Source organism: Salarchaeum sp. III, assembly GCF_036418315.1.
Taxonomy (GTDB): Archaea; Halobacteriota; Halobacteria; order Halobacteriales; family Halobacteriaceae; genus Salarchaeum.
In genome coordinates this window covers 203,839-226,442 of sequence record NZ_JAZHPG010000027.1, presented here as the reverse complement: position 1 = coordinate 226,442, position 22,604 = coordinate 203,839, and the positions used below count along the sequence as shown (strand labels likewise).

13 protein-coding genes, 2 tRNA genes and 3 rRNA genes are annotated in these 22,604 nt (G+C 64.9%); 2 read left to right on the top strand and 16 right to left on the bottom strand.

The window, feature by feature from the left end; genetic code table 11:
- Positions 1-231: 231 nt before the first annotated feature.
- The 10 genes from U3A55_RS11810 to U3A55_RS11765 form a co-directional block, all read right to left on the bottom strand.
- Positions 232-795, bottom strand: coding sequence for a hypothetical protein (locus U3A55_RS11810; RefSeq protein WP_330991701.1), 564 nt, complete (start codon positions 793-795; stop codon positions 232-234).
- Positions 796-908: 113 nt separating this feature from the next.
- Complete coding sequence (locus tag U3A55_RS11805; RefSeq protein WP_330991700.1) at positions 909-1,085, bottom strand: helix-turn-helix domain-containing protein; 177 nt, start codon at positions 1,083-1,085, stop codon at positions 909-911.
- A 106-nt stretch (positions 1,086-1,191) separates the two neighbouring features.
- Positions 1,192-5,136 carry a hypothetical protein gene (locus tag U3A55_RS11800; RefSeq protein WP_330991699.1) on the bottom strand — a complete coding sequence of 1,315 codons (3,945 nt, stop codon included), beginning with the start codon at positions 5,134-5,136 and terminating at the stop codon, positions 1,192-1,194.
- Positions 5,133-5,294 carry a hypothetical protein gene (locus tag U3A55_RS11795; protein ID WP_330991698.1) on the bottom strand — a complete coding sequence of 54 codons (162 nt, stop codon included), beginning with the start codon at positions 5,292-5,294 and terminating at the stop codon, positions 5,133-5,135. Before U3A55_RS11795 ends, U3A55_RS11800 begins: the two co-directional genes overlap by 4 nt.
- A 71-nt stretch (positions 5,295-5,365) precedes the next feature.
- Positions 5,366-5,441 (bottom strand) — tRNA-Cys (locus U3A55_RS11790).
- Between the two features lie 126 nt (positions 5,442-5,567).
- Positions 5,568-5,689, bottom strand: a 5S ribosomal RNA gene (gene rrf, locus U3A55_RS11785).
- 110 nt (positions 5,690-5,799) lie between these two features.
- Positions 5,800-8,716: ribosomal RNA gene (locus tag U3A55_RS11780) — 23S ribosomal RNA — on the bottom strand.
- Between the two features lie 259 nt (positions 8,717-8,975).
- Positions 8,976-9,047 (bottom strand) — tRNA-Ala (locus U3A55_RS11775).
- Positions 9,048-9,155: 108 nt separating this feature from the next.
- A 16S ribosomal RNA gene (locus tag U3A55_RS11770) occupies positions 9,156-10,628 on the bottom strand.
- Together the 16S, 23S and 5S rRNA genes with 2 tRNA genes alongside form the textbook arrangement of a ribosomal RNA operon.
- A gap of 951 nt (positions 10,629-11,579) precedes the next feature.
- A complete protein-coding gene (locus U3A55_RS11765) occupies positions 11,580-11,894 on the bottom strand; it encodes a non-histone chromosomal MC1 family protein (RefSeq protein ID WP_330991697.1) in 315 nt (104 codons plus the stop codon).
- Positions 11,895-12,076: 182 nt separating this feature from the next.
- On the opposite strand from U3A55_RS11765, the gene U3A55_RS11760 reads away from it, so the two are divergent.
- Together U3A55_RS11760 and U3A55_RS11755 are read left to right on the top strand one after the other, a co-directional pair.
- Positions 12,077-12,274, top strand: coding sequence for an AbrB/MazE/SpoVT family DNA-binding domain-containing protein (locus U3A55_RS11760; RefSeq protein WP_330991696.1), 198 nt, complete (start codon positions 12,077-12,079; stop codon positions 12,272-12,274).
- 3 nt (positions 12,275-12,277) lie between these two features.
- Positions 12,278-13,327, top strand: coding sequence for a quinone-dependent dihydroorotate dehydrogenase (locus U3A55_RS11755; RefSeq protein ID WP_330991695.1), 1,050 nt, complete (start codon positions 12,278-12,280; stop codon positions 13,325-13,327).
- A gap of 94 nt (positions 13,328-13,421) precedes the next feature.
- Here the strand turns inward: U3A55_RS11755 and pheT are convergent, their stop codons facing one another.
- From pheT to U3A55_RS11725, 6 genes are all read right to left on the bottom strand, one after another.
- A complete protein-coding gene (gene pheT / locus U3A55_RS11750) occupies positions 13,422-15,143 on the bottom strand; it encodes a phenylalanine--tRNA ligase subunit beta (protein WP_330991694.1) in 1,722 nt (573 codons plus the stop codon).
- Positions 15,143-16,651 carry a phenylalanine--tRNA ligase subunit alpha gene (gene pheS / locus U3A55_RS11745; RefSeq protein ID WP_330991693.1) on the bottom strand — a complete coding sequence of 503 codons (1,509 nt, stop codon included), beginning with the start codon at positions 16,649-16,651 and terminating at the stop codon, positions 15,143-15,145. Before pheS ends, pheT begins: the two co-directional genes overlap by 1 nt.
- 204 nt (positions 16,652-16,855) lie before the next feature.
- A complete protein-coding gene (locus tag U3A55_RS11740; RefSeq protein ID WP_330991692.1) occupies positions 16,856-18,409 on the bottom strand; it encodes a tryptophan--tRNA ligase in 1,554 nt (517 codons plus the stop codon).
- Positions 18,406-19,437 (bottom strand): tRNA-intron lyase, encoded by a 1,032-nt coding sequence (gene endA, locus U3A55_RS11735; RefSeq protein ID WP_330991691.1) that lies wholly within the window; start codon positions 19,435-19,437, stop codon positions 18,406-18,408. The genes U3A55_RS11740 and endA overlap by 4 nt, the downstream gene beginning before the upstream one ends.
- Before the next feature lie 25 nt (positions 19,438-19,462).
- Positions 19,463-20,185, bottom strand: coding sequence for a DUF91 domain-containing protein (locus U3A55_RS11730; RefSeq protein ID WP_330991690.1), 723 nt, complete (start codon positions 20,183-20,185; stop codon positions 19,463-19,465).
- A 39-nt stretch (positions 20,186-20,224) separates the two neighbouring features.
- A complete protein-coding gene (locus U3A55_RS11725) occupies positions 20,225-22,564 on the bottom strand; it encodes a DEAD/DEAH box helicase (protein WP_330991689.1) in 2,340 nt (779 codons plus the stop codon).
- Positions 22,565-22,604: the final 40 nt, after the last annotated feature.

Genomic DNA, 22,604 nt, shown 5'->3' with positions numbered 1-22,604 from the left:
GACGGTAGGGGTACGGGGATGGGTTGCCGGCGTGGGGTTGCACCAGGCCGACCGGGCCGGGCCGTCGTTGTCCGACGGGTAGTCGGCACGCTCGGCAGTACTTCGCCGGCAAGGCATGGAAGCCAGAGAGGGGAGTCGCGCCACCTGAAACGACTCCACAAGGGGGTGGTCGAGTGTCGATACAGTGCCCTCGCCCACACGTGGGGTCATCGGGATCGGGACGCCCCGGGGTTAGGTGTCGACGGCGTCGAGGCCGGCGCCGATAGCGCGCGCCCACGATACCTCACCGTCGACGTGCACGTTCCGGACGACCGCCTGCCCGTCCACGTGATGCGGGAGTTTCTCCTCCCGCGCGAGGTCGCGGAGCGCAGCGACGAGATTCCGCGCACGCCGCCGGACATCGTCGCTGTTGAACGCGGGTTCGTGGTGGTCGTGCTCGGTGTTTCCGCACGTGCAGATCGTCCGCCAGTCCGAGCTGTCGACGACGTCGTCGCGATGCCTGGTGCGCTCACCCTTCGTCGCTGACTCGGTGAGCGTCTGCAGGCCGGTCGCGCACTCCGGCGCGTCCTCCGGCGCCGGGTCAATCTCCTTCAGGCGCGCGAAGCACGTACCACACCAGCGATGGTCGTCGCGCAGCGTCGCGAGCGGCCCCTGGCCACGCGCCCGCAGCATGCAGTCCCGGCTACAGTAGGAGCCGTGGACGGCCATCCCGACCACGAACTCCGTCGTGCAGTCCGCGTAGGCGCACTCGTCAGTCTGGACGTCCGACTCACTCGGTGATTTACTCGTAGACATAGCTGGGAAGCCACCCGCGCTCTCAACACGGGGGCGATAGCACAACCGCGTTGACGTGTCATCGTCGCGCCCGCTATGAATATCCTCGCCTGATTGCGAAAACCGCACACCCATCACTCCACCTCGAACCGGCGGACACCGGGGTCGTCCGGGGCGACCGTTTCCTCAACCTCACCCGCCTCCAGGAGCACGTCGACCGCGCCGTAGCACGTCCGCCGCGGCAACCCCGTCTCCTCGACGAGCTCACGCACCGAGAGCGGCTCGTCGACATCCTCGAGAACGCGACGCACCAAACGGGCGCTCGGCGGCAGTGATGAGGCTGTCATGGGGTTGGTCGTGGCCACGGCTGGAGACGGGGGCTGTCATGGGGTCGGTGCGCCCGGGGTTCGGGCACGGTTAGGGGGGTGTGCCCCCTGGGTCGCGGTCGTTGTGGGTGGGTGCATCACCTCCGGAGAGGTCGAAGACGTCGCGTGCCCAGGCGAGCCAGTCGAGTCCGGACGTGGATTCAGCGAGAATCTGGCGGAAGCGGCGCGCAGCCGCTACTTTGAACCCAGCGTTATGGGAGAGTACTGATAGAGCCGATTTCAAAGTAGCCACATCCACCGCGTAGGACACCCCAGCGTGCTGTTCGTAGCGGTCGGGGTGGAGAAGGCCGATGTCCTCCAGAGCGTACACCCAGTTGTAGACCGTGCGCCGGGAGACATCGAGCCCGGAGAGTTGGGCGAGGCGGTGGTAGCCGTCGACCTTGTTCGAGACCTCGCCGTCCTCGATGTCGACGAGCGCCTGGGCGCGGAAGCCATCGGGGCCGTCGCCCTGGACGACATCGTGGACGGCGGTGAGGAGGGTGATGGCGTTTTCGGGGACGGGGAGCATCGCTTCGAGGGGGTCGGCGAGTTCTTCGAACGTCGCGAGTTCGTCGATGGGGAGTGATGTGGGGACGTTCGTGAGGAGGTAGGCGTGTTTCTGGGTGTCCGCGAGGAGTGGGCGGATACGGTGGAGGGCTTGGACGAGTTCTTTCTCCCGGCTTTCGCGGAAGAGGGTGCCGACCATGCCGGTGTAGTGTTTCGTCGGGACGGCGCGTCCCTGGCCGTGGTCGTCCTGGTAGTGGAGTTGGCGGTAGACGGGTGGGTTTGGGGCGTCGCGACGTGTGGAGTGTTCGCTGCCGCCGGCGCGCGGGCCGTTGTCCATCGCGAGCAGCTGGGCGTCCCGCTGGAGGTCTTCAACGTCGGGGTGGGGTGCGCCGATGCACATGACGGCGTCGCAGTCGTTCCGGTTGAGGCCGCGGGTGGCGTGGTAGTGGAGGACTTCGCCGTGGTCGGGGAAGTCGAAGGCCGGGATGAGGTCGCCCTTCACGACGAAGAGGGGTGTCTGGTGGATGTCGGCCGCGGTGTCGATGGCGGACTGAATGCGGTTGGCGAGCGTGCTGTCGTCCTCGAGGCTGTTCCGGATGGTGCCGGCGTGATACTGGCCGTCGAGTACCTGAGTGGCGTGGAGGCTGGGGATTTCGAGCGGGTCGTCCCCGGTGACGCGGACGTCCTCTCGGGGGATGTTCCAGAGTGCGGCGACCTTCTCGGGGGTGGCGGTCGCGTCGAGCACGAGCGTGTCCCGGGGGTTAGGGAGGTCGGAGGTGAGGGGGAGTTCGCGGTACTGGAGGGCGGTCGGCGCGTCGGTGGGGTCGGTGGCGAGCCACGTGGTCGCGCGCGCTGGTTCCGCGTCGTCCTGGACAAGCGTGTGAATCTCTTCGTGCCAGTCGCAGTCGTCGTCCGTGCAGGCGCGGGCGCCGTTGTCGTAGTAGACGTCGGCATCACACCAGGGGCAGCCGTCGAGCATCGGTGGGAGGGCGACGGCCTGCATGACGGGTGTCTCGTCGAGGCCGGCGGTGACGGCAGCGGAGAGGAGGGGGTCGATGGAGATCGGGGTGCCTTCCCAGGTGTCGTCGCGCATCCGTTCGAGGATGGTTTCGCCGTGTGCGACCTTCACGGTCGCGAGCGCTTCGGCGAGTTCGAGCGCGGTCTCGGGTGGTTCGCGTTCGACGTAACTGCCGGCGACATCGCTGCTGGTCTCGTAGGCGTTCGCGATGACCTCCGGGGGTTCGAGGTCGGCGAGCGTGTGGTCGTTTTCGGGGTCGGTGATGATGTCGACGACGTCGCGCGAGAACCGAGCGAGGCTGGCAGTGGTGTAGGTGACGGGGTCGTCGCGAGGGCGGAGGTCGCTAATGCGGTCGAGCGTGTTCGCGATGCGGGTAAGTTCGGTGGGACTGGCGGTGGTTTCGCGCGAGTGGAGGTCAGGGGTTTCGTCGATGATGTTCAGGCCCGTGGAGCGGACGCTCTTCTGGGTGACGTAGGGGTGGACGCCGACGATGTAGGAGTGGTTCTCGGCTTCCTGGTACTGAGCCTGCCAGGGGCATTCTTCGCCGTGCCACTGGTGGTCATCCTCGTCGTGGAGGCCGAGAATCTGGTGGGCTTTGTTCGGGCCGACTTCGGCGACGAGCGCGTCGTAGGCCTGCCGGGTCTCGTGTTCGGGGTCGAGGTCGTAGACGGGACACATGGACGGACAGTTCGAGGGGTGGCCGTGCTCGGGGCAGTCCTCGTCGGCGTGGTCAGCGTCCATGCAGACGCCGTGGCGTTTCTGACCCCCTCCCTTCAGGTGGAAGTAGTCGGCGTCCTGGAAGACATCGCCCTCGAAATCCTGAATGACGGAGTCGGTGACGAACTCGCGCGCCTTCTCGTGTTTGTCGAAGTAGATGACGTGGCTCTGGTCGCGTTCGAGCGCTGCGACGCCGGCGTTCGTCGTCTTCCCCGCGCCGGCCTCGTCCCCCCAGAGGCTGATGCCGTCATGGTCGAGGACGTCGTCGAAGCGCTCGCCCTGCAGTTCGCTCCAGCGTTGCTCGCGGTCGAACGGTTTGGCGTCCCGAATCGGGGGTGTGCACTCTTCGATGCCCCAGCTGGCGCTCGGCGAGGAGTCGGGCGTGGTGGAGACGAGCTCGGGGATGGGGAAGCCGAGGTCGCGGAGGTGGTCGACGGCGCGGAACCAGTCCTGTCCGCGGACACCACCGGTGGCCTGGTTCGGACGGATGTCGCCGCGGTCGATGGCAGCCATGACGGTCGGGCCGCCGTATCCGCCGCCGCCGGTGTCTTGCCAGATGTCTTCGTCGACGATGTTCGCGGTGCCGTTCGCGTTCCGTCCCCACGTGGGGGCGAACGCGCGCTTGCCTTCGGTGGTGTTCGCGTCGTCGTTCCAGGCGTGGACGATGGTGTTCTCGGCGACGCGGCGTGCGTCGAGGCGGTCGAGGGCGGCGAAGATGTCGCGGATGTCCGTGGTTGTCTCCTCGCTCGTCGACGCCGTGGGTTCGTAGTCGGCGAGGTCGTAGTCATCGCGGTCCGTCGACGGTGTCGTGTCGTTGTTCGTGGCTTCGAGCAGGGGTTCGAGGACGGCATCGTTCCACGGACGGATGTCGGTGGGGGTGCCGGGGACGTGCTGGCCGGTCATCACGCAGACGCGCTTGCCGGGGTAGATTTCGATTTCGGGGAGGTCGTCGTTCGCGCCCCAGGGTTCAGTGTCGAGTTCCCATGTCGCCTGTTTCACGCCCTCGGGGAGGTCGCCCTGGTAGTTCGCGTGGACACCGGCGCCGGACGTGGAGATGTCGGTGTACGTGGCGCCGAGGTGGGTGAGGATGGCGGTGAATGCGGGGTGGACGGCGCCGGTTTCGGGGTCGCGGACGTCGTCGCCGTCGACGTGGACGTAGGGGTCGTCGTCCTGTTGGAGGAAGGCGCGGCCGTCGAGGCGGTGGTCGTCTTCGGCTATCGCGATGGTTTCGCCGTCGACGTAGTTCTCGGTGTAGCTCCATTTCCAGCGGGCGTCGCAGTCGCATTCGCTGGCGTTCGTGTGGCCGTCTTTCGAGCACGGGGCGGGAGCGTTCCGGTCGGCCCAGGGAGCGAAGGGCTTCTTGTCGGCGTGTCCCATCCACTGCGTGCGTTCGAGGAGTTCCTGCGGCCAGACGTTCGACTCGGGGGTAGTCCAGTCTGCATCCGTGTATGAACCACTATCCGATTTATCGAACTGGCTGGGCGCGGTAGTGTTGCCACTCTCCGATGGTTGGACAGCGCTCGCGACCGCCCCCGTCTCGTCCGTGTGCTCGTCGCTGTCGGCGGCGAGGGCGAGCTCGGGGAATATGCCGTCGTCGGTCTCGACGAGGACCTCATCGTCGAGGGCGTCGTCGACGAGGCGTGCTGCAGGCTCGTCGATGAGGTCCTTGCTCTCGAGGACGTCGACAATCTCCCCGTAGGTCGGGGGTGTAGCGTCGTCGAGGACGGTCGCCCACTGCGCTTGGGAGAGCGTCATTCGCCGTCACCCCCATCGAAGTACGCGCCGAGGCCGGTGCTTGCGAGCGCGACGGTGAGGGCGAGATACGTGCCTGTGTCCCCAAGGAGAACCTGCGCGTTGACGGCGAGGAGGATACCGATGACCGAGCCGTAGAAGTGGGCGGCGACCCGGCTCATGCGGGAACACCCCCAGGGTGAGCGCCGGCTACAGCGGGCGCTCTATCGTGGATTGTGAAGAACGACTGAAAAGCCAAGGGCCGGATTCGAACCGGCGATGGGCGGCTCTGCAGGCCGCTGCGTTAGGCCGGACTCTGCCACCTTGGCACACTCCTCACTTACCCGCCAGCCGATTTAGGGATTGCGGAACACCGCCGACCGGCGCCACCGCTCCTCGACAGAAATGCAAAAAGCCCCGAACAGCGCTATCGCTGTTCGAGGCTAAGTATGAATGGTAGGCGGCGAACCGAATTTCCCAGAGGCTCGCGCACTCCAGTACTGACCGGAACGCAGGCGGGCTTATCTTCCGTGTTCGGGATGGGTACGGGAGTCGCCCCGCCGCTATGGCCGCCTTAACGCCGACCCACGGAATCGAACCGTGGTACGCCAAACGTCGGTGGTCAACCATGTGTAACGTGCAATCCAAATTGCGCCTGGACTCGCTCAACATCGTGTTGAGCGTACGAATGTGTGGCTTCGATCTGTTAGTGCTCGCGGACTGAACGCCTCGTTGCCTCGGCGCGTACATCCCGAGTCTATCGAACTCGTCTTCTACGAGTGATCTCAGCGGTGTCTCTTTTCCAAGTGGGTTTCGAGCTTAGATGCTTTCAGCTCTTACCCCGTGCTGCGTAGCTGCCCGGCACATGCCCTCTCGGACAACCGGTACACCAGTGGCAGCCGTTCGTAGTTCCTCTCGTACTATACGAACGTTCTCGTCAGACACCGAACACCCCCAATAGATAGCAGCCGACCTGTCTCACGACGGTCTAAACCCAGCTCACGACCTCCTTTAATAGGCGAACAACCTCACCCTTGCCCGCTTCTGCACGGGCAGGATGGAGGGAACCGACATCGAGGTAGCAAGCCACTCGGTCGATATGTGCTCTTGCGAGTGACGACTCTGTTATCCCTAAGGTAGCTTTTCTGTCGCTTATGGCCCGCATCGGGCGGGCTCATAAGATCGCTAGACCACGCTTTCGCGTCAGCGTCCCTCGTTGTGTAGGACACTGTCAGCTCATCTTATGCTCTTGCGCTCTTCTCCGAGTCTCCGACTCGGATGAGATGAACTTAGGGCGCGCTCGATATCTTTTCGAGCGCGTACCGCCCCAGTCAAACTGCCCGGCTACCGGTGTCCTCCTCCCGGAGTGAGGGTCACAGTCACTGACGGGTAGTATTTCACTGATGGCTCGGTGGCCCGCTAGCGCGGGTACCTGTGTAACGCCTCCTACCTATGCTGCACATCAGCGACCGTGTCCCAGCGACAGCCTGCAGTAAAGCTCTATAGGGTCTTCGCTTCCCCTTGGGGGTCTCCAGACTCCGCACTGGAACGTACAGTTCACCGGGCCCAACGTCGGGACAGTGAGGCTCTCGTTGATCCATTCATGCAAGCCGCTACTGAAGCGGCAAGGTACTACGCTACCTTAAGAGGGTCATAGTTACCCCCGCCGTTAACAGGTCCTTCGTCCCATTGTACTGGGTGTTCAGATACCTGCACTGGGCAGGATTCAGTGACCGTACGAGTCCTTGCGGATTTGCGGTCACCTATGTTGTTATTAGACAGTCGGAGCCTCCGGGTTACTGAGACCTGCCCCATTCCGGGGCAGGCATCCCTTATCGCGAACTTACGGGACCAATTTGCCGAATTCCCTGACGTCGGTTGTCCCCGACAGACCTTGGCTTTCGCCGCCAGAGCACCTGTGTCGGATCTCGGTACGGATACCATACTCGCCTTTTCATGGGCCCCAGGTACCATCGAGTTTCCCTATCTCAAGCTTCGCTCGCTTCGTGCCATTACGGCTTCCACGGGCTTCCTTGATTCGACCGGGCGATAGCCCGGCTCGATGTTTCCTAAGGCGTCAGCTTTGAGTGTATGGTAGCACAGAAATATTAATCTGTTTCCCTTTTGTCCCGCTCGAATTGCGACGGGACTTAGGACCGGCTAACCCTCGACTGATAAACATTGTCGAGGAACCCTTGCTCTTTCGGTCGTCGGGATTCTTACCCGACTAACGCTGCTACTATGGCCAGGATTTTCTTCCCTATTCGGTCCACACGATCTCTCGACCATGCTTCCGCCCGAACAGAGTGCCAACCTACAAGATCGCGATGTTACTCGCGCTGCTAGGTCTCGGTGACGAACTTGAGCCCCGATCATTTTGGGCGCTCCAAACCTCGGCCGGTAAGCTGTTACGCTTTTCTTAGAGGGTAGCTGCTTCTAAGCTCACCTCCCGGCTGTCTAGGGCTTGGAACAACCTTCAATCGCACTTAGTTCGTACTTTGGGACCTTAACCCAGCTCTGGGTTGTCTCCCTCACGGTGCACAGGCTTACCCCGCACACCGGATTCCCTGCGTCAGCGGCGTTCGTAGGTTCGGAGTTTGACAGGGGGGCCAACTCCTCTCGGAGTTGGACTCCCCAATCGGTCGCTCTACCCCACGAACTACCTCAGCAGAGGTCATGCTTCGACATGTTTCGGTTGGAACCAGCTGTTGCCGAACTCGATGGGCCTTTCACCCCTATACGAATGTCACGGGAGGGTATTGTAAGACACCAACCCTAACAGGCCTCCACATGGCTTTCGCCATGCTTCACCTTGCACTCGCATAGATCGTCCGGTTTCGGGTCGTGTCCGTTTGACTCCCCGCCCTTGAAGACGGCGGCCCTGGTCGTAAGACTGCGGCCGTGTCGGTTTCCCTATGCCTTCCTGGATACTCCAGTTAGACTCGCCAAACAAACACACTCCCTGGCTCGTTTTTCAAAACGTACGACGGAACATCGGCTCCTCTTCAGTCCTACTGCGACCTTGCGGTCGTGTCGTTCATGAAGAGGCCTTTTATGCCCCGTCGCTCCATCGCCACTTGATTTCAGGCCCTATTTCACCCCCCGTTTGAGGGTGCTTTTCAGCGTTCGCTCACGCTACTTGTTCACTATCGGTCTCGGAGAGTACTTAGTCTTAGCCGTCGATGCCGGCCATAGTCACGAGGAATTTCCGATCCCCGCTACTCTGGAACTGACGCACGCCGTACTCGACTGTATTACGGGGCTGTCACCCTGTATCGCGCTCCATTTCAGGAGACTTCAGACAGACGTTCGGGCGATGAGAGTCAGTCCGAACACCTCATTGCCCGTGAGGGCTTCGGTTTGGACTGTGCCGCTTTCACTGGCGGTTACTAACGGCGTCCCATCCGGTTTCTCTTCCTGTCGGTACTAAGATGTTTCAATTCCCGACGTTCCCCATTGCGCAAAGCAATTGTAAAGGGATTCCCATTAGGAAATCCTGAGTTCTTAGCCTCCGTGCGGCTCCCTCAGGCTTATCGCAGCTTGGCACGTCCTTCTTCGGCTTCCGAGCCGAGCCATCCACCAAGTGGCACAGTAGCCACGTTGATACTCACCACAAAGTGGTGAGAGACTCACCATCGAAATGGTGAGGATTTGGATTTCGCTCATCACGAGGATGAACGAGTCCAGTGGACGCCTGGATTGCACGTACACACGGTCTTCATCGCACGTCCCGTGGGTGACACGGGAGCGTACATCGACCCTTCCCAGCCTCGCTCTCGCCGGCTGGTGCATCAGTCGAACTCAACTCATCGTTGCGCCGTCTCCCACTTAAGGGGCACGGTTCACATCCGAGTTGAGAGTAATGGACCCACTGGGATTCGAACCCAGGGCATCCTCCTTGCAAAGGAGGCACTCTACCACTGAGCTATGGGCCCACCTCCGAACTGGAGGTTCGTTAGCCCTGATGGATTGTAGGTGTCCGATTGGGCTCAGAAGAGCCAATCGCCAAAGGTGAGCCAGAGCAACGCTCTGGTCTCGATCGTTGGAGGTGATCCAGCCGCAGATTCCCCTACGGCTACCTTGTTACGACTTAAGCCCCCTTGCGAAGCCCAGATTCGACCACCGCATGGTGGCCTCATCCGGACCTCACTCGGGTGCTTTGACGGGCGGTGTGTGCAAGGAGCAGGGACGTATTCACCGCGCGCTGCTGACACGCGATTACTACCGAATCCAGCTTCATGAGGACGAGTTTCAGTCCTCAATCCGAACTACAATCGAGTTTAGGAGATTAGCTTCACCTTTCGGTGTCGCATCCCATTGTCTCGACCATTGTAGCCCGCGTGTTGCCCAGAACATTCGGGGCATACTGACCTACCGTTGCCCGTTCCTTCCTCCGTGTTAGCCACGGCAGTCTCCCTAATGTACCCAGCCACGACATGCGTGCTGCTGGCAATTAAGGATGCGGGTCTCGCTCGTTGCCTGACTTAACAGGACGCCTCACGGTACGAGCTGACGGCGGCCATGCACCTCCTCTCAGCAGCCTCGGGTAAGGTCATCAACCTGACCGTCATCACTGCTGTCGGTTCTGGTGAGATGTCCGGCGTTGAGTCCAATTAAACCGCAGGCTCCTCCGGTTGTAGTGCTCCCCCGCCAATTCCTTTAAGTTTCATCCTTGCAGACGTACTTCCCAGGCGGCCCGCTTCTCGGCTTCCCTACGGCACAGCGCAGGCTCGTAGCCTGCGCCACACCTAGCGGGCATCGTTTACAGCTAGGACTACCCGGGTATCTAATCCGGTTCGAGACCCTAGCTTTCGTCCCTCACTGTCGGATCCGTTCTCCTGAGGCGCTTTCGCCACCGGTGGTCCGTCCAGGATTACAGGATTTCACTCCTACCCCGGACGTACCCCTCAGGTCTTCCGGTCCCAAGCCACACAGTTTCCGCTGGACGCCTGCTCGTTAAGCGAGCAGATTTCCCAACGGACTTGCGCGGCCAGCTACGGACGCTTTAGGCCCAATAATATCGGTCATCACTTGGGCTGCCGGTATTACCGCGGCGGCTGGCACCGGTCTTGCCCAGCCCTTATTCGTGAACCACCTTAGAGTTCACAAAAGCGAGGGCTCTATGCCCTCGCACTCGGAGTTCCCTTATCGCACTGTCGTGCAGTGTAAAGGTTTCGCGCCTGCTGCGCCCCGTAGGGCCCGGAATCTTGTCTCAGATTCCGTCTCCGGGCTCTTGCTCTCACAACCCGTACCGATTATAGGCACGGTGGGCCGTTACCCCACCGTCTACCTAATCGACCGCAGCCGCATCCTGTGGCGCCGTAGCGTTTCCAACTCAACTCCTTCCAGAAGAAGAGTCTTATGAGGAGTTAGCCTCAGTTTCCCGAGATTATTCCTCTCCACAGGGTAGCTTGGCCACGTGTTACTGAGCTATCTGCCGCGAGTATGAACTCGCACAACTAGCATGGCTAAATCGAACTCCGATAGCAATGACCTCCGGCAGGATCAACCGGAATGTGCTGGGATAAACCCAGCTGCTGGAGGTCAAGCCTCCAGCTTGGCGGGAGCACCAAGTAAATGATGCTTCCATTGCAATAATGATTGGCTCTAATGAGGCCAATCGGATATCACCAATCCATCAGGGCTAACATCAGATCCCATCTGTACGGCGGACCGCAGGGGTAGGATCCTCATTTCCTTCGGACCTGAATGTAGGGAGTTTCGGGTCATAAACCCATCGGAACTCCACAGGTCCGACTCGTGGAAGCGAGGGACGCTTCCACGCGACGTTCGCATTCCATCCAACGTTCGGGTATCACTTAAGGCCGTTGAATCAGATTCGCCGAAGGCGAACCGAGGCCAACCCCGGTTGAATGTAGAACATCAGTGACGTAGGAGTACTACGCCACCTCGTCGTTCACATTCATTCCGAAGTGGGATAACCACTTAAGGGCATCGTTCCCACCTCGGAAGAGGCGGGGTGTATGCCGACCCGGACGTCGAATGCGTGCGTCAGTAGCGTAGGAGTGCTACGCCACCTCGTCGTTCGCATTCGTACGAAAGTCCGAGTACCACTTAAGGGTGTTGAATCAGGTTCGTCGAAGACGACCCGGATTCGATTCCGAACAGGTTGGACGGGCGTGCGTCGGTGGCTCCGGATGACCGGGCCACGTCACGTCGTTCGCATTCAATTCGAATGCCGGGGTACACTTAACGCCGTCGAACCACCACCCGGTTCGGGAGACGGCGACACGGTGAACAGTCTCACAACGCATAGCAGGAGCTCGAGGATCGGTTTGTCAGAGAATATGGCGCGGGCGGAGGCCGACGGGTCATTCCTCGGTCGTCCGTTCGGTCGAGTCGGGTGTTTCCCGCGCGTACACACGTACGCGACTGGACGGTGTTAACGGCGCGGGTTCCGCGACGCGGAGCTACCCGCCTGTCTCGTGCGCACGAGCGCGTGGGGGTCAGATGTCGTCGACGTGCTCGATTCCCTGCTTAGAGACGTTCGCCTTGGTGATGCGACTCGGCATCCAGTCAGGCGAGTCTCCGGGCGCGTCTTCCTCCCACGCCCACGCTTCGTAGATGTGTACTTTATCGGATCCCTTCTCGCGGAGCTGTATCTCGTGGCGGGTCGCAGCGTCCTCGCCGTCGGCGACATCGTCAAGGCGCCGGGCTGCCTTGAGCGCTGCTTGCCGGGGCGTGTTCCCGCTGAAGACGCTGGTCTCTGTTCCATCCGTGTCGCGAAGTGCGAAGTTCCGTTTACCGTCCTCACGTGCCATGGTTTTGCACCATGCCAACCAAACACAGGACCTCTCATAAATATATCGGCAAATTCAACCGGATACGAGGTGAGTTCTGCGGGCGAACGGACCGAAGACGGGGACAGACGACCGCGGCGAGCGACGACCAGAGGTAAGGGCTTAAGTACGTGCTACGGCGAAGGGGGTGATACAGTAGCTCGATGGTCCGCAAGAAGAAACTCAGCCCGAGTGGCGCGAAAGGCGAGGACGGCGAGTACCACAACGCCCACGTGAACCTCCACGAGGACGAGCTCGCCGTCGCCGGCCTCAAAATCGGCGACGAGGTGTTCGTGCGCGTGCGTGAGGACAAGATTATCATCCAGAAGGCGGACCCGGACGAGGTCGAACACGACTTCTGAACCGTGTCCCTCTACAGCGCGGTTAAACCGCTGTTGTTCCGCCTTCCCGCGGAAACAGCGCACACCACAGTCCACGCCGGGCTGCGCGCCCTCCAGCGAACTCCGTTTCTCTCGACCGTCGACGACGCGTTGACCGTGGAGTCGTCACGCCTACGCGTGCGCGCGTTCGACAACACGTTCCCGAACCCCGTCGGCGTCGCCGCCGGGTTCGACAAGAACGCGGAAATCCCGCGCGCGCTCGCCGGCCTCGGGTTCGGGCACGTGGAGGTCGGCGGCGTCACCGCCGACCAGCAGGACGGCAACCCGCGGCCGCGGATGTTCCGCCTCCGCGAGGACGACGCCATCGTGAACCGCATGGGGTTCAACAACGACGGCGCGGACGCGGTCGGACGCCGACTCCGCGAAGAAGCGCTTCCGAGCGCGCCCGTGGGCGTGAACATCGGGAAGTCGAAGGCCGCCGACGACGCACCCGCGGACTACCGCTACACGTACGAGCGCGTCGCCGACACGGGCGACTACTTCGTCGTGAACGTCTCCAGCCCGAACACGCCCGGCCTCCGCGACCTCCAGCACCGCGACCGCCTCGAAGAGATCTTCACCGAACTCATCGACGCGGGCGCGAGTCCGCTCCTCGTGAAGTTCTCCCCGGACCTCTCCCGGGACGCCATCGCTGACGGCGTCGCGCTCGCCGAGGAACTCGGTCTCGACGGCATCGTCGCCACGAACACCACCACCGAACGCGAGGACAGCCTCCGCAGCCCCGCCCGCTTTGAACAGGGCGGTCTCTCCGGGCGACCGCTCCGCGAACGCTCCACCTCACTCGTGCGATTCGTCGCCGAACGCACCGACCTCCCGGTCGTCGGCGTCGGCGGCGTGTTCACCGCCGAAGACGCCTACGAGAAGATACGCAACGGCGCATCCGTCGTCCAACTCTACACCGGCCTCGTCTACCGCGGCCCCACCATCGCCCGCGACATCAACCAGGACCTCCTCGAACTCCTCGACCGCGACGGCTTCGATACCATCGAGGACGCCATCGGCGCGGACCTCTAAAACCCACCTTTTTTCGCTTCGGGTCGCGCGCGGCGCGACCGCTCAGCCAAAAAATCTGGACCAAAAAAGCGCTCGCTCGTTCCTCGCTCGCGGTCTATTCCAGTGCGTCCCGCCGCAGTTCAAACCCTGCGACCGGGACTTCGAGGTCGTGTTCGACAAGTACCTCGGGGTGGAGTTCGCCGATGACGCCCACGGGTTCGCCGTCAATTTCGATGGCGGCGGTGCGCCCGTCGATGAACGACGGATGCGTGGTGGGCGGGGTTTCGAGGTCGGCGTCGAACGCCCGGCAGAGCGACTGGAGGCGGGATTTCGCGTCCTCGTAGGAGGCGTCGTGGCGCGCGACGACGGCGGCGACCGTGTCGCGTTCGGCGACGCCAGTGTTCTCCGCGTCGTCCAGCTCGGCCGCGAACCCGACTTCCGCGAGGTCCTGCGGGTACGCGCGATGCGTGTTGTTCTCGAGAACCATCAGGAGGCTAGGGAGCGCCCACGTCCGCAGAATCTCGTAGTCCTCGCTGTACGGTTCGGCGATGGTGGCGGCGCGACCGCCGCCGACCGCGTCCGTGTCGGGCGCGAGAGTCATCCGGTCGTAGTTCTCGTCCTCGGCGATCATGTGGAAGTTCAGGAGGCCCTCGAAGCCGAGGCCGGCGAGCGTGTTCCGGACGGCGCGCGCGTGCCGGGAGTCGCTCGTGCGGCCGCCGACGGTGCCGACTTCGGGGTAGCGGGGGACGAGTTCGTTGAAGCCGTGCGCGCGCCCGACGTCGTCCACGATGTCGACGGCGTGCAGCACGTCCACGCGGTACGGCGGCACCTCCACGTCGTAGTCCACGCCGTCGCCCCAGACCTCGGTCTCGACGCCGAGACCGGCGCGTTCCAGGTAGTCGACGACCTCGTCCTCGCTGAGGTCGACGCCGAGCAGGGTCTCGATGCGGTCGTGAGTGACGCGTTTCTCCGTCGTCTCGAAGTCGGGGCGAACGAGCGTGCGGTCGGGGTACTCGACGTCCACGGACTCGATTTGGCCGCCGCGCGCGGAGAGCGCGTAGCAGAGGATGACGCACATCTTGTCGATGGTCCACTGGTCGGTCCCGGTGAGTTCGACGAAGAGGTCGCGGGACTCCGCGGTGACTTCGGTGCGGCGGCCGTTGATGACGGGCGGGAAGCTGAACAGCCCGAGGTCGTCGTAGATGGCCGGATAGGTGTCGTGGCCGTCCACGAGGTCGGCGTACGTCTCGCCCGTCGGGTGGTCGGAGAGCACCTCGTCGGGCGTGAGTTCCCGGTCGCTGTCGAGCGGGACGAACGTGTCGCCGTCGGGGCTGACGCCGCGGTACTCGACGGAGTTGTGGTCCTCGGTGGCGTCGGGTCCGAGTGCGCCGCCCTTGAGCATCGTGAGGTCGTGGATGCCGATAGCGCCCTTCGCGCGCTTGCGGCCCATCGTCGCGTGCAGTTTCTCCTGCAGCTGGATGAGGGAGTCGAGCGCGTCCTCGCTGAGGTTCACGCCCCGGACGACGGCGCCGGTGACGTACGGCCGGTAGTCGGGGATGGAGTCGTCGACCTCGATGGTCCACTCGGCGTCGTTCGCGTCCGGCACGAAGAGTCCCCGGGTGTCGCCGTACTGGTAGCGCAGCGAGCGCGCGACACCCTCGACGCTCAGGCGGTCGAGTCGGTCGGGCGCGAACTCCAGTTGGAACGCGCCGTCCTCGGTTTCGCCCTCGAATTCGAGGCCCAGCGCGAACAGGTCGTCCTTCAGTTCGTCGTCGGACTTCTCGTCGTGGCCCGTGAGCGTGCGGAGTTCGTCGGGGTCGATTTCGACGACGACCATCAGTACATCACCTCCTCACTGCGGAGGTAGTCCAGGTCGACGAGCGTCCCGTGCACGTCCCGGATATCCTCGGCGCCGGTGACGAGCATCATCAGGCGTTCGAGCGCGAGCCCCCACGCCATCACGTCGCACTCCACGCCGAGCGGTTCGAGAACCTCGGGTCGGAAGATTCCGGAGTTCCCGATTTCGATGATTTCGCCCGTGCGTGGGTGTCGGCCGAACAGTTCGAAGCTCGGCTCCGTGTAGGGGTTGTAGTGGGGTTTGAACGTCACGTCCTCGATGCCGAACTGGCTGTAGAACTCCGTGAACGTCCCCATCAGGTCGCGGACGCTGAGGTCCTCGGCCATCACCCAGCCCTCGATTTGGAAGAACTCCAGAAGGTGCGTGGCGTCGAGCGTGTCGTTCCGGTACACTTTCTCGACGCTGAAGTACCGCTGCGGGGGTTCGAGGTCGCCCTCGGCCTCCCCGGAGAGGTAGCGCATCGAGAGCGACGTTGTGTGGCCGCGGAGGTCGAGGCCGCGCGCCATCTCCTCCGTCCACGGACTGTGGTAGCCCTCGCCGTCGTCGCCGACGCCGTTCCGGTGCGCGTCCTCCACGCGCTCCACGAGGTCGTCGGGGAGGTCGTGGATTTCGCTCGGCTGGGAGAGCGCGAACTGGTCCCAGTGGGTGCGCGCGGGGTGGTCCTGCGGCATGAACAGCGCGTCGTTAATCCAGAACTCGGCGTCGGCGTGCGGGCCCTCCATCTCCTGGAACCCCATGCCGACGAGCACGTCCTTGACGTTCTCCGCCATCTCGCGGAGCGGATGGGTGCGGCCGGCGTTCACGCTCTCGGCGTCGGCTTCCACGTCGTAGGACCGGAAGTCGGCGTCCCGCCACTCGCCCGAGGAGAGCACGTCGGGCGTGAGCTGTCCGAGGCCGCCCTCGGTTTCGACGCCCTCCATGAGCGCGGTGACGCCCGCGTCGGTGAGCTGGAGGGTTCGGACGGTGCGTTCGGTGCGCGCGACGAGGTCGCGGCGGACGAGCGCGTCCACGACGGACTCGTCGGTGACGGGGTCGCCGTCGGCGAGGTTCGCGAGCGCCGCGGCCTCCGCGTCGCCGTCGGGGTCGGCGTCGGGGTTCGCGGCGACGCTCCCCGAGTCGATGGTGCCGTAGCCCTTCCGCGCGAGGTTCGACAGCGCGATGTCCACCTGCGGGCCGTCCAGGCCGGCGCGCCCGAGGAGTTCCCCGAGCGACACGGGGTCGTCGGTCGCGCCCGCCTGGACGGCCGCCCGGTAGAGCCGGACTTCGGGGAGGCCCTCGTCGAGGTACTCGCGGGCTTCCTCGGTGAGTTCGAGGTCCTCCTCGACCGTCTCGGTGACGGAGAGCAGTCCCTCGTCTTCGAGTTCGAACGCCGCGCCCGTCACCGTCTCCGGCGGCAGGTCGGCGTCGTCCGCAATGTCGTCGATTCGCCTGGGTTCGTCGGCGCTCGCGGTTTCGAGGACCGCGAGCTGGTGTCGTGGCAGTTGCATTGTGCGTGTTCGCGTAGAGTATTCGGAAAGCGGTTCCGATGCCCGCACGAGCGGTTTCTGCGCCGACCGGCCGGCGCGTTCACCCTCGTTACGGGTCGAAGAAGAACCCGAACCCCGGACCGTCGGCTTCGCGAACGATGCGGCGCGCGTGGGATTCGGACGCCATGCTCGAATCGTCAACCGTCGGCGGCAAAAGCGTGTCGTCTACGCTCGCGTGGACGTGAGCTGGATGTCCGTCTCCTCGAGGAGGTCCGCGACTTCCTCGCGTTTCTCCTGGTGGTCCTCGAGGAACTCCTCCATCAACTGGGCGGCCTGTTCCTTGCAGTCGCCGCAGAGCCGCTCACCGTTTCGGCACTCCTCGTAGACGCGTTCGGCGAACGCGTCGTCGTCCGCGGCGAGGAGGTACGCGTAGAGTTCGTAGACGGGACAGTCGTCGGGTCGCCCGCCCTTTTCGCGCTGTTCCTCGGCGCTCTGCCGGCCGCCGGTGGTTGCCGATTTGACCTTGTCGTAGCCCGTCTCGGGGTCGTCGAGGAGGCTGATGTGGCTCGCGGGAATCGAGGAGCTCATCTTCCCGCCGGTGAGACCGGTCATGAACCGGTGGTAGACCGAGGAGGGCGGAACGAACCCGTATCCGCCGTGCGCGACCTCCACGTCCTGCGCGAGGTCGCGGGCCTCGGCCTCGGTGAGGTCGAACGCGTCGACGTGCCCCTCGAACACGCGCTTCTCGCCGTCGACGGCGTCGATGAGCGCGTCGAACGCGTCGTCCGTGGCGTTCCGGTCGAAGAAGCGGGTGCGGGGGCGGAGCGGCTCCATCCCGGCGTTCTCCAGTTTCTCCACCGTGGCCGAGAGCGTCGCCTCGTCCACCGGCTCGGGGAACGCGTCGACCCCCCGTTCGGCGAGCCACTCGGCGGCCTCCGTACACCGTGGCGTGTCCGGGTCGTCCGCGTACTCGTCGCGGGTGGCGTAGGCGCGGGCGACGAGCGGGCGTTCGTCGTCGGTGAGTTCGAAGCTCGCGTACGCCTCGGTGACCTTGAAGAACCGCGCGCGGGACGCGAGGTCGCGAGCGAGCCGGATGTGGGGGTCCTGGTCGGGACCGACGGGAATCACCGTCGGCTTCGGTTCGTCCAGCTGGGGGTAGAGGATGTCCGCCATCTGCGTGACGACGGACTGCATGTGCGAGACGTCCGTCTCGCCGCCGAACCCGTAGATGGCTTCGAGCTCGCTGAAGTTCGCCTCCGCGCCGAGTTCGAACGCCAAGTTCTGGAGTTCGCGGTTCTCGGACTGCCGGTAGAGCGTTCCCTCCTCGGGGTCGAAGCCGAGCGCGAGCAGGCTGAGGAGGTAGTTCCGGGCGTGGTCGTCTATCTCCTCCCAGGTGAGGCCGCGCGCGGCGTGCGCTTCGAGGTCGGCGATGAGCGCGTACGCGTCCCCGCCCTGCTGTTGGTGCCAGATTATCTCGTCGAACACGAGCTTGTGGCCGATGTGGGGGTCGCCGGTCGGCATGAACCCGGAGAGCGCCGCGAACGGTTCGTCATCGCGCATCGCGTCGAGGACGCGGCGGTAATCGCGGTGGCCGAAGATGATGGCGCGCCGCATCAGGTAGTGGGGGTTCGGGACTTCGTCGAGGAGGTCGTCGAACGCCTCGATGCCGAACTCGCCGAAGAGCTTCTCGTAGTCGGAGACTGTGGAGGACCCCCAGGGGTCGAGGGTCACGTCGTCCGCGCCGGCCGTGTCGTCGTCGCGTGGTGTGTCGTCAGTCATGGAGTGAGTCGGGAGACCGCGAGCCAGTCGGGTGAATCCTGTGCGTCCAGCGCAAAAACCATTCGCTTCCGCACGCCGTGTGCGAGCCGAACGTCGAGCGCCACGTCCCGCGGGGAGAACGTGTGGTCGGCGGGGAGCGACCGCACGAGCCACGGTGAGTGCCCGAGGTTGTCGGCGTCCTCGATGTCGTGGTACACCCTGAAATCGGCGCCGAACTTGAATCCGGTTTTGGGCGTGTAGCCGGCGTCGCGGAGCGCGCGGTACGCGCGGAGCCGGCGGTCGAACCGGTCGCCCTCGGCGTCCCGGCCGTGCGCGACGACGGCTTCGACGCCGCCGTCGACGGCGAGCACGCCCACCGCCGCGAGGTGCGCGGCCTCCACGAGGGACAGCTGGAGCGGCGCGTGCTCGGCGGCGCGCCCGGTGAGGGGTTGGCCGTAGAAGAACTCGTGATGGAGGTTCGTCGGCGGCTCCCAGACGACGACGCGGTCGTCCAGCAGGACGCCGTCGGCCGCGGGTGGCGTCTCCGACGCGTCGTCGGGGAGCGCGAGGCGTTCGGTCTCGAAGTACGTGATGTCGCTCTCCTCGTCCACGACGGCGAGCGTCACATCCCCCAGCGCGCTCGCCGACACGTCGGCGCGTTCGCTCACGGTGCGAACCCGGTACGCCTCGGTGTCGTCCCAGGGGCCGTCCCCGCGCGGGTGCACCACGAAGTCGATACCGCCCGACTCGTCCACCCAGCCCTCGCGGGCGGGCGAGAGGTAGAACCCGCGGTCGCGGAGGTCGGCGTACACGACGAACCGCGCGCCGAACCCCGGATTCTGGCGGGCGAGGTAGTCCGCGAACCCGCAGTCGCTCCCCTCGACTTCGACGGCGTCGAGGTCGCCGCGGAAGAGGAGGTGAGCGGCCTCGACGGGCGCGAGCACCACGTCGTCGCCCTCCCGCGGTCGCCCGTAGCCGCGGGAGTCGTAGAAGCGCTGACGGGCGTCGCCGCCGACGTGGACGAGGCCGTCGCGCGCGTGTCCCTTCATACCCGCTGGGAGTCCGGCGAGCGCCCTATTGGTTGCGGTCGCAGGTCGCATCCAGACACCGCCGGCCGTTCGGCGTGTCGAAGACGGGGAGGCCGCAGTCGCAGGTGCCGTCCACGACACCGGACGGGATTCGGTAGACGGCGTCGCAGTCGTCGCAGACGGCGTCGAGCGCGCGCCGCCGCTCGACGCTGAAGAGGCTGCCGCAGCGGCACGTCCACTCGCCGTCGAAGCGCTCTCGAACGGCGTCGTCGAGTGAATCGCAGGTTCGGTCGAGACAGAGTTCGAACGTCTCGCCGCGCTCGGTTTGGAAGGTGGGGAGCCCGCAGTCCTCGCAGGTGTTCTCGGTGAGCGTCGCGTCCCGGGGGAGCGCGTAGGCGGTGCGACAGCCGAGACAGACGACGCGCGCGCCGTCCCGCACCAGCACCGAGTCGCAGTCGGGGCACTCGCCGATGGTGGGGCCGGCTGGCGTGACGGGGTAGTGCGCGCTCCCGTAGTCGGCGTGTGAGTCGACGCGGAGGCGTTCCTCGTTCTTGGTCGCGACGAGCGCGAACCCAGCGGTGTCGCGTTCGAACTGCACGGCGTTCGGGCGGGTGAGCCACGCCGCGGGCTGGTAGCCCGAATCGTCGTGGACGAGAACGGTGTTGTCGGGTTTCACGAGCACGACGACTTCGCCGCGCTGGGTGGTGGTGCGGCCGTTCTCGTACGTGACCGTGCAGTCGCCGGCGAGGACGCGAGTGGAGTCCTGCATACCGCGGGGTGGCCGCGGCTTCCTACGTGAACTCTCGGCCTACTCGACGCGCACCGTTCGCGTCTCGGAGACGGGCAGGAGCGGGAGGTCGGGGAAGACGACTTCGACCTCGTACGTGAGTTCGTCCGCGCTCGCGCCGAACACGCCCACGGGAACCTGGAGGGAGTCGGTGAGGAACGCGGTCTTCTCCGTCATCTCGGTGTCGTTCACGCGCACGCTCACGTACGCGCGAGCGCCGCCGCCGTCGTTCGTCACGCGGACCTCGCACATCTCGTTCTCGCCGGTGGCGATGGCGCCGGGGAAGTCCCCCCAGTCGAAGCGCACGCGCGGCGCCTCCGTCGCCTGGTCGTGCACACTCTCCGCGACGCCGCCGGACAGGCCGGCGTCAACGAGGCCGTCGACGCCCGCGTCGGAGGCGTCACCGGGCGTCTCGATGCCCTCGTCAGCGAGTTTGTGCGCGCGCCCCGCGCCCACGCCGTCCAGCGCGGTGAGCCCGACCGCCTGCCGGGGGACGCCGGTGTCGATGCGCGCCTCCAGTCGGTGCGCGAGGTTCGCGCCGCGCGGCCGGTCGAAGCGCTCGAAGAACTCCGCGAGCGCCGCGAAGAGCCGGAGCGCGTTCTGCGTGATGACCCAGGCGTCGCTCCGGAGTTCCGGCGGGACGCTCCCCCGGCTGTTCGCGCGGAGGATGGCGAGCACCTTCCGCGGCCCCGATTCGAGGTCGCTCCCGCGACTCCCGAGCGTCTCCTGAATCGCGTCCCGTTCGGACTGCCGGGCGCTCACGCTGTCGAACTCGCGGGCGGACGCGACCGCCGCGAGGATGGCTTCCTCGTCGGGGTCCGCCGTCGTCGCGAGGTCGTGGAAGGCCTCGGCGGTCTCCATGCGGAGGTAGTACGTGGACGTGAGAATGCCGAGCGTGGTGGCGGACAGCCCCAGGTCGTCGTCCGCTTCGACGAACCCGCGACTGCGGAGGGTGTCGAGGTGGTCGCGCACGCGCTCGCGGAGGCCCGCGAAGTCGTAGTCGTCGGGTTCCGATTGGGCGCGGTGGTAGTAGAAGGTGGTTTCGAGCCAGTCCATCACGTCGCCGACGCCGCGGATGGTTCCCATCGCGACCTCCGCGTTCAGGTGTTCGGGGAGGCTGTCCGCGAGCCGGGACTCGATTTCTTTTCCCTCCCGGAGCAATCGCCGGTACTTGTCCGCGTCCGACGAGTCGCAGACGACCCAGCCGTACCCCACGTCGTCGTAGCCGGGGCGGCCCGCGCGGCCGAGCATCTGGAGCACGTCGAGCGGGCTCATGTCCACCTCGCCTTCGAGGGGGTCGTGGAGTTTCGTGTCCCGAATCACGACGCAGCGCGCGGGGAGGTTGACGCCCCACGCGAGCGTCGAGGTGGAGAAGAGGAGTTCGATTTTGCCCTCGCGGAACCACTGCTCGACGAGGTTCTTGTCGTTCGTGGAGAGGCCGGCGTGGTGGAACGCCACGCCGTCGAGCACGCTCTTCCGGAGCGTGCTGTTGTCCAGCTGCTCGCTCTCCGTGTGGAAGTCGTAGTCGCCGCGCGCGCCCATCGGGATGTCGCGTTCCGCGATTTCGTCCCGTGACTTCTTCGCGGCCTGCACGGTGTCCTGCCGACTAGAGACGAACACCAAGGATTGTCCGTCCTCCCGCAGGTGCGGTTCCGCGAGGTCCAGCGCGGTAAAGAGGCGTCTGTACTTGTCGGCGAAGGCGTTGTCGCCGTGCGTGTACGTCCGCACGTCCGCGTGCAGGTCGACGGGCCGGTAGTCGTCGCCGAACTCGAACGTCGTCTCCGGGGGTGCGTCGAGCCAGTTCGCCACGTCGTCGATGTTCGGCATCGTCGCGGAGAGCGCGACGACGCGGGGGTCGCAGAGCCGACGCATCCGCGCGACCACGACTTCGAGCACGGACCCGCGGTTCTCCGAGTCGAGGAGGTGGACTTCGTCGATGACCACGAGGTCCACGTCCGTGACGAACGAGTACCGGGGCGAATCGTGTTTTCGGGTGGCTGAGTCGAGTTTCTCCGGCGTCATCACGAGCACGTCCGCGCGCTCGGCGCGCCGGGGGTTCAGGTCGCGTTCGCCCGTGACGACATACACTGAATAGCCGAGGTCTTCGAAGCGCTCCCACTCGGACTCCTTCTCGTTGGTGAGCGCGCGCAACGGCGCGATGAACACCGCGGTGCCGTTCTCGCGGAGGGTGCGACAGATGGCGAGTTCGGCGAGCGCGGTCTTCCCCGAGCCGGTGGGGGCGGACGCGACGACGTTCTCGGCGGTGTCGAGGAGCGCCGGCGCGGCCGCGGACTGCATCTCGTTGAACTCCTCGAAGGGAAAGGCGTCCGCGAACTCCGGGACCGCTTCGGCGACCTCCATTGGTGTGGGGAAGCCGACGCCCGGGGAAAGGGGTTTCTCT